Here is a 7,574-nt window from a genome sequence, read left to right as displayed (position 1 = left end):
TAACTATATTGAGCCTCTTGGTCTTTTGGAGCTGAGAAAAGCACTAAGTAAATATTTGAAAATTCATGGACTTGATGTGAAGCCGTCAGAGCTTCTCATAGTTTCAGGATCACTTCAGGCTTTGCAGCTTATTTCCATAAGCATACTTAAACCTGGCTCGACAGTTTATGCTGAAGAAAGGTCTTATAAAACTTGCAGAAATAATTGAGGAAAAATAAGTATTCGCCCTTTGAATTCGTAATAATTCAGAGGGCGATAATTTTATACTTCATTGAGCATGTCTTCAACATAGGTAGGCAGTGCAAAGCTTGCCTTGTGGATTCTGGTATTATAATATTTCGTGTCGATATTGAATTTTGACCATTCTTCAAGGTCGGCAAATTCAGGATCATATTTCTTAGATGCAAATCCAAAGAGCCAGTGACCGGATGGATAAGTGGGCATATGAAATTGATAAACCTTTGAAATGGGGAAGGTCTTTTTTATTTTTTGGTGTGACTTTTTCATTTCTTTTGCATCATCTTCATAATAGGGACTTTCGTGTTGATTTACCAGTATACCGTCTTCACTCAGTCCATTGTAACAGTTTTCATAAAATGCCTTGGAAAACAATCCTTCTCCAGGACCATAGGGATCTGTAGAATCTACTATTATTAGATCATAAAGTTCCTTTAGTCCGGCCACAAATGATACTCCGTCTTCAAAATACAGATTGACTCTGTCATCATCAAACTTTGATGCAGTCAGGGGCAAATATTTCTGTGAAAGTCGCACCACTTTTTCGTCAATTTCCACCATGTCTATTTTTTCAATAGTTTCATATCTTGACAGTTCCCTTACAGTTCCACCGTCGCCGCCGCCAATTACTAGTACATTCCTAATTTCAGGATTGGTTGCCATGGGAACATGAACTATCATGTCATGGTAGATGAATTCATCTTTTTCTGTAACCATGATATCTCCGTCTAGAGCAAGAAAAATTCCGAATTCATAGGACTTGAAGAAGTCAATTATCTGATATTCACTTTTACCGTGGTATAGCTGTTCTTCTACGGCTATTGAAAAATTAACATTTTGAGTGTGCTTGTTGTTGAACCAAAGTTCCATCTATTGCTCCTCAATACAGTTTATGTAATTTACTTCAGAATCTTCCAATCCTGAAATGGCGCCTTTTTCAGATTTTAATAGTTCTATATAGTTTACAATCTCTTCTGTTATCCTTTCGCCTGGTGCCAGAATCGGAATTCCAGGGGGATATATCATAACAAATTCACCGCTGATCATATCTATTGATTCATTGATTAGGAATCTTTTTTTTGGAGAGTAGAAAGCTTTCCTTGGTGAAATCAATGCTTCAGTGGAGTTGAAAGACTTGAAGGTCATATCTAGCGGTTTCGATCTATATCTAGTTGCTATTGCATTTAAAGCTGAAACCAGTTGGTTGACACGTCTTGGAGTGTCGCCTACGCTGAATATGGCAAGAATATTGTGACTTTCGCCCATCTCAACTTGAATATTGTATTCATCTCTTAACAAGTCATAGACATGAATTCCTGTAAGGCCTATACCTGTAACGTTGACACCCAGTTTTGTTTCGTCGAAGCCAAAGCATCCTTTATCATTGAAATCAGAAGCGGAAAATGCGATAAGTCCGTCGATTTCGTTGATTCTGTTTCGGGCATCCCTTACAAGGTTTAATACTTCTGTTAATTTTCCCCTTCCCTCTGTAATCAAAAACTTTCTGGTCAAATCAAGGCTTGCCATCAACAGATATGATGCACTTGTTGACTGGGTAAGGTTAAGTACAGTTTTTACATAGTCTCTTGAAATCTTGTCTGTGTTCAGAAGCAAGGCAGAGCTTTGTGTAAGAGACCCTCCGGTTTTGTGTATGCTTACGGCAGAAATATCTGCTCCCAGTTTATTGGCTGATGGAGGAAGCTCCTCGTGAAAAGGAAAGTGTGCTCCGTGAGCCTCGTCAACAAGGACAAGAAGACCCATGTGGTGAGCGTATTTTATTATGGCTTCCAGTTCGGATACTATTCCGTAATATGTTGGATTGATTAATAGAATAGCCTTAGCATCAGGTGCTTCCTCTATTGCTTTTTTCACATTTTCCAGTGATACTCCTGATGACATGCCGAATTTCTCTTCAAAATAGGGGTACATGTAGTGGGGGGTTCCTCCACATAGAATGAGTGCGTTGATTGCCGATTTATGTACATTCCGTGGAAGAATGATTTTGTCTCCATCAGAAACAGCACTCATTATCATAGCCTGAACAGCCTGTGTCGTACCGTTTACAATGAAGAAGGACTCGTCTGCAAAGTAAGCTTCGGCCATAAGATCCTCGGCTTTTTTTATAACTGAAACAGGATTACAAAGAAAATCCAGAGGCTTCATTGAATTCACATCAGCTTCAAGGACCGATTTGGGAAACAGTTTCAAGAGCTCACCGTTTCCAGCACCTTGTTTGTGGCCTGGAACATCAAAGGGAATTACCCTCTTGTCTATATGTTCCTGCAAGGCAGCATATAGGGGAGTACTGTTTTGGTCAAGCGTAGTTTTTGCCATAATATATTTCTTCCATTTCAGTTTTAAGTTTTTTTCTTATTTCTTTTCTTTCTTCATCGGACAGGTCTACTTTTTCTGTAGAGAAAAGATAATCGTCCAGGTCGATTTTGTCCAGCATCATCTTTGTATGGAAAATATTTTCTTTGTATACATTGCTGTCTATTGCATTATATACATCAAGAATCTCATCGCTTATATAATCCTGGACTGACTTGATCTTGTGGTCTATAAAGTACTTGGTACCGTCTAGATCCCTCGTGAATCCTCTAACCCTGTAGTCTAGATTTATTATATCTGAATCAAAGGATTTTATAAGGAAATTAAGTGCATTAAGAGGCGATATCTCACCGCATGTCGACACGTCTATATCAACTCTGAAAGTGGATATACCTTCATAAGGATGACTTTCAGGATAAGTATGGACGGTTATATGGCTCTTGTCCAAATGACTTACTACTGAATCTCCGTAGCTCAAAATCCCTTTGTTGCATGAATCATCGATTTCTTCATCTGGAAGAGGGGCTTCCGATATAAGGATAGTTACGCTGGCTCCTTGGGGATCATAATCCTGCTTGGCAATATTAAGTATGCAGGCTCCTATTGTATCAGTAACTTCAGACAATATATCAGTTAGTCTTTTAGCGTTGTACTGCTCATCTATATATTCTATGTATTTCTTTTTATCTTCTTTAGTTCTGGTGTAGGAAATATCAAAAATATTAAAACTGAGGGTTTTTGTTAAATTGTTAAACCCATATAACTTTAGTTTATCGGTCACTATTTCATCTTCTCCTTCACAAAATTAGGCAGCATAAAAGCACCTCTATGTATATCACCGTTGTAGTATTTGGTGTGCATATTTAATGATTCCCACCAATCTTTGTTCTGATCTTTCAAAGGGTCATATTTTTTAGAAGCAAATCCAAACAACCAGTGTCCTGACGGATAAGTAGGCATATGGTATTGATAAACATGTACTATGGGGAACAGCTCGTTGATTCTAAGGTGAGCCCTCTTCATACCGTGAACATGAAAATCGTAGTATGGAGATTCATGTTGGTTTATGAGGATTCCGTCATCTGTCAATATTCTGAAGCAGTTGGTGTAGAATTCCTTTGTGAACAAGCCTTCACCAGGACCAATTGGATCTGTTGAATCTACAAGTATAAGATCGTAAATTTTGTCCGGAGTATCAACAACAAACTTGAATCCATCAGTGAACTGCATTTTTATTCTGTTATCCTTCTCCAGATGTCCGGCAGTATAAGGAAGATATTCCTGGCACAGTCTTACAACCCTTTCATCGATTTCTACCATGTCAATTCGTTCTATAGTTTTATATCTTGAAATTTCTCTGGAAGTACCACCGTCACCACCACCGATTATCAAAACATTTTTGATGTTTGGATTAGTTGCCATGGCAACGTGAGTAATCATTTCGTGATAGACAAATTCGTCTTTTTCGTTTACCATCATTAGTCCGTCAAGAGTAAAGAAACGTCCATATGTTTCTGATTCAAAGAAATCTATTTGCTGGAACTCTGATTTTTCACCATGTAAGTGTTTTGTGACCTTGATACTCAACTTTGTTGTTGGATCCCAGTCCTGAGACCATTCGATTCCGCCTGTTGGAATGTAATTATTCATTGTTTCCTCCATCTAAGGTTAATATTGGCTGGTACAAATCAGGTCTTCTGTCCCTAAATACTGCCCAGTCCACTCTTTTTAAATCTATATCATCCAAATCATATGTTGAATATATGATTTCTTCCTGGTTTTTTGCTTCTGCAATGATTTTTCCTTTTTCATCGGTCATGAATGATCCTCCGTAGAAGTCGATTTCCATTTCGTCATCTATTTCCTTGCCGATTCGGTTTGAAGCTATTACAGGAACTATATTGGCGGCTGCATGACCCTGCATGCATCTTTGCCAGTGTTTAATTGATTCCGTTCCTGAACCGTCTGGTTCTGAACCTATGGCTGTTGGATAAAACAGAAGTTCTGCGCCTTTTAGTGTCATTATACGTGCTGCTTCAGGGAACCATTGGTCCCAGCAGATTCCCACACCGATAGTTGCATATTTGGTTTTGAAGACCTTGAAGCCCGTGTCGCCACCGTTGAAGTAAAACTTTTCTTCATAGCCCGGACCGTCAGGAATATGGCTTTTTCTGTACAAGCCTAGATTTCTGCCGTCTGCATCCAAAATAACTATTGAGTTGTATCTTGCGTTGTTTTTTCTTTCATAAAAGCTTATGGGAAGTACGACACCCAGTTCCTTTGCTACTACAGTGAAATGATTTATAGCATCATTTTCTTCCACTGTTTTAGAAAGTTCATAGTATTCCAGCTTTTCCTTTTGGCAAAAGTATATATTTTCAAACAGTTCCTGAAGTAAAATGATCGTTGCACCCTTTGATGCAGCTTCTCTTACCAGCCTGTCAGCTTTTTTAATATTCTCTTTTACATTTCTAGTACAGCTCATTTGGATTGCTGCAACCTTTACATTTTTCATTGATTCACATTCCTTTAATAATATACTGAAATAAGTGTAGTAGTTTCAAGTAAAAAGTTTAATTTTATTAAACCTCGATAATAATTATATACTTTTTTAGGGATTTATCAATGATTTTAACCACAAAATTTCCAGTGAAATCCTTTTATTTTTACAACTACTTTTTGTGCATAATACCTACTATGATTAAAAGCCTGTGAACATTAAAAAATCAAGGGTTGAACTGATTCATTTCAGTCATTCCCTTGATTCGTATTTGCTTTTAAAAAACATGTCGATTCTTGGTTGGCTTTTAGAATTCTATGCCTGTATTGTCCTTGTCAACAACAAAGGATTCAAAAGTTCCACAAAATCGTTCTTTTATAAGTTTTTCAACTTCTTTCATAGCATTTTCAAATTGCATTTCATGGTCGCCCTTGAAGCCTACAAGTTGGAATATTATATCAGAACTGTCCAGATTTATTTTACCAAGCTCGCTTTGTCGCCATAGCCACTGTCTTGTCTGAATTTCATTTCCGCTTGTAAATACAAGCTCACCTGGCTTAATGTTTTCGAATTCTTCTGCACCGAAGGGAAGAAACTTATCACCTTCTATTGTAAGCCTCACTTCCAGGTCGTAATTGATGTCTCTCAGGTCGTGACCACCCAATGATATTATGTTCTTTAGGGCTACTGAATTGCAAAGGTCCACAAGAGCATTGATTCGTGGAAGTGATCTTCCCTTTACAACCCTTTTGCACATTGCCTCTACTGAGTTCATGAACTTGTTGGGGTTGATGGCTACATTTTTTAGTGCATCCCTGTATACGGCCATGTCAGGGTGAGTCTTCAGGTTGTCGGTAGTTATCATTTTTTTCAAAAACGAAATTGTCTACAGAATATTTCATGTATATCTCCTAAATTTAAAATTTTATTTTATGTGTCTGTTTATATATATTTTAAATAGGATACACCTTACAGGAGGTGTAAGGTCAATTAAAATATATTTTCATTGAAGGTGTTTATACTGTCCTTCATGACGCTTCCCATGGAAACTACCATTTTTATACCTTCATCAATGGGTATATCGAGAAGGGTTACATCTGATTTTTCCATTATTACAAGAAATCCATTTGTAGGATTTGGAGTGGTGGGAATGAATACGCTGAGCTTTTCTTCACCATCGATTGTAAAGCTTGAATTTGTAACGAAGCCAATGCTTTTGATTCCCTTTGATGGAAATTCAACCAGTGCAACTTTCTGAAAGCTTTTTGACTTGTTGTTTGAAAGTGTGGTGACAACATCCTTAATGGGATTGTAGATTATGTTTATTAGGGGAATCTTGCTCAATAGACTTTCACCCCACTGTGCTATCTTTCTTCCAAACAGGTTTGAGGTAAGCATACCTATGGTTATTACTAGTGCTACAAATACCAGCAGTCCAAGTCCAGGTATTTTTCTTCCCAATATCCAAATCATTGGTTTTTCAAGTACTCCATCAAAAAGGGTGAATACCCATATAAGTACAAGCGCGGTTATTCCAATAGGCAGTATTGTAGCTACTCCCGACAGAAACCATTTTCTGAAATTTTTCATTTAAGTCATCTCCTTGATATTATCAATTGTTGAATTTTTAGTAAGAATTCAATAATTATATTCTAATTGATTTTACCATATAATCATATAGTGCAATGAAGAAATTTTGTTTAAATTTGAATAAATGATACTAATCGATTAATTAGTTCTGGTAAATAGTGTTCTATACATAAAAAAATAGCTATACTTGATAATACTACGTATATAATGTATTGTTATTACATTAATGACATATTCGCATTTTCGTACAATATGAAATAGTTGATATTATAGTTATAAAACACAGGAGGAAATATCATTGCCTAATTTAGGAGCTTTTTTATCATATATAATAATTACAACTTTTACACCGGGACCAAATAATATACTTTCAATGTCAAATGCCGCCAAGTATGGATTCAAAAGAAACATTCCTTTTTCACTGGGGATGTTTGCTGGAGCCATTGTTATCATGGCTCTATGCTCAGCTTTTAGTGCCACAATATTCAACTTGATTCCAAGTATTAAGCCTGTTATGACTTATATTGGAGCTGCATATATACTTTGGTTGTCATGGAAAATATACAAGAGCAAACCTCACGAGGAAGGTAAGGACATTGGAAAGGAGAATAACTTTATTTCAGGATTTCTTCTCCAGTTTGTCAACCCCAAGGTGATTATTTACGGTATCACTATATTTGCCACATTCATACTTCCATATTATGAATTACCGGCTTACATTGGATTATTTGCTGTTGGGCTTGCCTTTATTGGATTTGTTTCAATCAATTGCTGGGCTCTATTCGGCTCAGGATTTAATATTTTTCTAAAGAGATACTACAAGATTGTAAATAGTATAATGGCTCTTTTGCTGGTTTATTGTGCTGTGTCTTTGTTTCATTGATATAGAAATTCGCAATCAAATAAAGAAAGGTTA

8 protein-coding genes and 1 pseudogene are annotated in these 7,574 nt (G+C 36.7%); 2 read left to right on the top strand and 7 right to left on the bottom strand.

The features are described 5' to 3' along the window. Positions 1–187, top strand: a pseudogene (locus tag AC3AX0_RS04270) (aminotransferase class I/II-fold pyridoxal phosphate-dependent enzyme); the annotation flags it as partial. A gap of 74 nt (positions 188–261) precedes the next feature. Here AC3AX0_RS04270 and speE (AC3AX0_RS04265) read toward each other — a convergent pair. The 7 genes from speE (AC3AX0_RS04265) to AC3AX0_RS04235 all read right to left on the bottom strand — a co-directional run bounded on the left by speE (AC3AX0_RS04265) (position 262) and on the right by AC3AX0_RS04235 (position 6,658). Next, positions 262–1,107, bottom strand: coding sequence for a polyamine aminopropyltransferase (speE, locus tag AC3AX0_RS04265; RefSeq protein WP_487549065.1), 846 nt, complete (start codon positions 1,105–1,107; stop codon positions 262–264). Further along, positions 1,108–2,571: an aminotransferase class I/II-fold pyridoxal phosphate-dependent enzyme gene (locus AC3AX0_RS04260; protein WP_487549064.1), complete on the bottom strand. Its 1,464-nt coding sequence runs from the start codon at positions 2,569–2,571 to the stop codon at positions 1,108–1,110. Next, complete coding sequence (speD, locus tag AC3AX0_RS04255; protein WP_487549063.1) at positions 2,552–3,349, bottom strand: adenosylmethionine decarboxylase; 798 nt, start codon at positions 3,347–3,349, stop codon at positions 2,552–2,554. The genes AC3AX0_RS04260 and speD overlap by 20 nt, the downstream gene beginning before the upstream one ends. Further along, entirely contained in the window at positions 3,349–4,218 is an 870-nt protein-coding gene (speE, locus tag AC3AX0_RS04250; RefSeq protein WP_487549062.1) for a polyamine aminopropyltransferase, read from the bottom strand. Before speE (AC3AX0_RS04250) ends, speD begins: the two co-directional genes overlap by 1 nt. After that, a complete protein-coding gene (aguB, locus tag AC3AX0_RS04245; RefSeq protein ID WP_487549061.1) occupies positions 4,211–5,083 on the bottom strand; it encodes an N-carbamoylputrescine amidase in 873 nt (290 codons plus the stop codon). Before aguB ends, speE (AC3AX0_RS04250) begins: the two co-directional genes overlap by 8 nt. A gap of 292 nt (positions 5,084–5,375) precedes the next feature. Further along, positions 5,376–5,933 (bottom strand): B3/B4 domain-containing protein, encoded by a 558-nt coding sequence (locus tag AC3AX0_RS04240; RefSeq protein ID WP_487549066.1) that lies wholly within the window; start codon positions 5,931–5,933, stop codon positions 5,376–5,378. A 125-nt stretch (positions 5,934–6,058) separates the two neighbouring features. Further along, the gene (locus tag AC3AX0_RS04235) at positions 6,059–6,658 is read right to left on the bottom strand and encodes a DUF502 domain-containing protein (protein WP_487549060.1); all 600 of its coding nucleotides are present in this window, start codon (positions 6,656–6,658) and stop codon (positions 6,059–6,061) included. Between the two features lie 298 nt (positions 6,659–6,956). Between AC3AX0_RS04235 and AC3AX0_RS04230 the strand changes: the two genes are divergently transcribed. Beyond that, positions 6,957–7,541, top strand: coding sequence for a LysE family transporter (locus tag AC3AX0_RS04230; protein ID WP_487549059.1), 585 nt, complete (start codon positions 6,957–6,959; stop codon positions 7,539–7,541). The last annotated feature ends 33 nt before the right edge of the window (positions 7,542–7,574 follow it).

This window comes from Dethiosulfatibacter sp., from assembly GCF_983023055.1.
The sequence above is the reverse complement of the archived record's forward strand: the minus strand, read 5'-3'. Positions and strand labels throughout refer to the sequence as shown.